A 2,785-nucleotide genomic window follows, 5' to 3' on the forward strand; every position below is an offset into this window, starting at 1 on the left:
GCCGACGGCGTCTGGAACCTGGCCGGCGCTTCTTTCGCTTTTTATTTGCGGCCTTTTGTTTACCAGACCTGGTGGTTCATGGTTTTGGCCGTCCTGGCTTTTGCGGTGCTGTCGGCCCTTTCGTGGCAGCTGCTGAAAAAGTATTTGCGCGCCGTCTCCTTCTTCAAGAAAAAGACCGAGATCGGCCATTTCAGGATCCTGGAGACCATCGGCAGCGGCGGCATGGCCACGGTCTACAAGGCCCAGGACCTGCACGACAAGAAGCGCATCGTGGCGCTCAAGGTTCTGAAAGAGGAGAACTTCCACGACGAGAACCAGAAGAAGCGCTTCAAGCACGAGTCGCTGATCACCGAGCAACTGGACCACCCCCATATCGTGCGCATCATCGAGCGCGGCGAGATGTCGGACTGCTGGTACATCGCCATGGAGCTGCTGAAGGGACAATCGCTGGCCATGCTCATCAAGGCAGGGGGGCGGTTGGAGGTCGCTGCGGCGCTGGATATCATGCTGCAGATCGTCGACGCCCTGCGGGCGATCCATGCCCAGAACATCGTGCACCGCGACCTGAAGCCGGAAAACGTCATGATCAGCGAAGCGCATGGGCGGCGTTATTTCGTCAAACTGCTTGATTTCGGCCTGGCCCTCACCCCGGCCCAATCGCGGCTGACCATGTCGGGAGTGGTCATGGGCACCATCCGCTACCTGCCGCCCGAACGGATCAGCGACGGCACTTCTTCCCCGGCCGGCGATATCTATTCGGCGGGAGTCATCCTGTATGAAATGCTGACCGGTTCCAAACCGTTCTGGTCGGAGGCCACCGGCGAGGTGATCCACCGCATCCTGAAGACCTACCCGCTGCCGCCGATGGAGATCAGCGGCGATGTCCCCGAGGAATTGAACGCCCTGATCATGGCCATGATCGACAAGGACCCGGATCGACGCCCCCTGCTGGCGGCGATCCAAGCCGAACTGCTGCGCCTGGCGGAATTGTATCCGCCGCGACCCTGAAACGAAGAACCTGATCACGCTTCATGTACACGCCGGCGATAACCGGATATAATAGGAATATTCTAGGAGGTTCGCCATGACTTGCAACGTCGGAAAAACGGACAGGATCGTCCGGGTGATCGTCGGAGCCGGAATCGCCGCCTTGGGCTTTTATTTCAAGAGCTGGTGGGGGCTGCTGGCCATCGTCCCGCTGCTGACGGCGGCGATTGGCTTTTGTCCCCTTTATGTGCCGCTGAAGATCTCGACGGTTAAGAAGAAAAAAACAGAATAGAAAAATATCAGAAGACAGACGACAGACGACAGAATCAAGAAAGGGAAAAGATCAGAGAATAATTATTTTCTGTCATCTGACTTCTGACCTCTGTCTTCTAGCCCTGAAGAGGAAACGATGGAAAATTCTATCTGGTTGAGCGGTATGGATGTCGCCATCACCGTCTGCGACCTCGACGGGATCATCGTCTACATGAACGACCAGGCAGCGCGGACTTTTTCTGCCGACGGCGGCAAAGCCCTGCTGGGGAAAAGCCTGTGGGAGTGCCATCCCGAGAGCGCTCGGGAAAAGATCCGTTGCCTGCTGGCCACCGGCGCCGGCAACAGCTACACCATCGAAAAAAAAGGTTTTCGCAAACTCATCCACCAGGAGGCCTGGCGCGAAAATGGTCAGCTGGCCGGCCTGGTGGAATTTTCATTCGTCGTCCAGGCGGCCATGCCCCATTTTATCCGCGGCTGAACCGCGCGGAGCCGACCTGGGGCGTTGCCGGCTATTTGTCGGCGATATTCTCCGCGAACCAGGCGAAAACAGTCTCCCACCAGAGGCGGGCGTTCTGCGGCTTTTGCACGAAATGGTTCTCGTCGGGAAAATAGAGCATTTTTGATTTCACGCCGCGGCGCTGCAGGGCAGTGAAGAGCATCAGCCCCTGCGACACCGGCACCCGGTAGTCCTTTTCGCTGTGCACGACCAGCATGGGCACCTTGAATTTGTCCACGAAGTTGGCCGGGTTCCATTTCTCGAAAAGATCGCTGCTCCAGGGCGTGCCGCCGTGCTCCCATTCCTCGAACCACAGCTCCTCGGTGGAATAGTACATGCTGCGCGAATCGAAAATGCCGTCGTGCGAAACCAGGCAGCGGAAGGGATACTTGAACTCATCGCTGTGCCCCGCGATCCAGTTGATCATGAAGCCGCCGTAGGAAGCGCCCGCGGCCACGATCTTGTCCTTGTCGATGAAGGGGAACGTTTCCACCAGGTACTGCTGGCCCTTGACCAGGTCGATGAAGGGCGCTCCGCCCCAGTCCCGGGAGACCGCATCGGTGAATGCCTGGCCGTAGCCGCTGCTGCCGTGGAAGTTGATGGCCGCGACCACGTAGCCGGGGGAAGCGAACAGGCTGTGGTTCCAGCGGTAATGGAAATCATCGGTCCAGCCGCCCTGGGGGCCGCCGTGGATGAGGAATACCAGCGGGTACTTTTTGTTGGCGTCGAAGAAAGGCGGCTTGAGCAGAAAGCCTTCGACCATGTCATCCTTGGCGCCCTTGAAGCGGAAAATCTCGACCCGGTTCATCTGCACGTCCTTGAAGACCTCGCGGTTGAAATGGGTCAACTGCGTCTGCCGCCGGCGCCCCAGGTCGAATTTGAAGATTTCTTGGGGCATGGCCACGTTCTGGAGCAGATAGATCAGGGCTTTGCCGTCCGGGGTCAGGCATAGCGAACCGGCGTTGACGGCGGGAACGACCGGATCGATCTTTTTCGTGGCGATCTGCAGTTTGAATATCGGCTCGTAGA

The 2,785-nt window shown here is 58.3% G+C and carries 4 protein-coding genes; 3 read left to right on the plus strand and 1 reads right to left on the minus strand.

Annotation, left to right across the window (positions count from 1 at the left end; translation table 11 throughout):
• The 3 genes from NTW95_00445 to NTW95_00455 all read left to right on the plus strand — a co-directional run.
• Positions 1-1,008 (plus strand): serine/threonine-protein kinase (locus tag NTW95_00445; GenBank protein ID MCX6555894.1); only part of this gene is annotated, 1,008 nt, incomplete at its 5' end.
• 76 nt (positions 1,009-1,084) lie between these two features.
• Entirely contained in the window at positions 1,085-1,279 is a 195-nt protein-coding gene (locus tag NTW95_00450; GenBank protein ID MCX6555895.1) for a DUF2892 domain-containing protein, read from the plus strand.
• Positions 1,280-1,396: 117 nt separating this feature from the next.
• Positions 1,397-1,738: a PAS domain-containing protein gene (locus NTW95_00455; GenBank protein ID MCX6555896.1), complete on the plus strand. Its 342-nt coding sequence runs from the start codon at positions 1,397-1,399 to the stop codon at positions 1,736-1,738.
• A gap of 31 nt (positions 1,739-1,769) precedes the next feature.
• Here NTW95_00455 and NTW95_00460 read toward each other — a convergent pair.
• Positions 1,770-2,785, minus strand: a 1,016-nt coding sequence (locus tag NTW95_00460) for a S9 family peptidase (GenBank protein MCX6555897.1), incomplete at its 5' end; no start/stop codon positions are given.

It is taken from the genome of Candidatus Aminicenantes bacterium, from assembly GCA_026393795.1.
Taxonomy (GTDB): domain Bacteria; phylum Acidobacteriota; class Aminicenantia; order UBA2199; family UBA2199; genus UBA2199.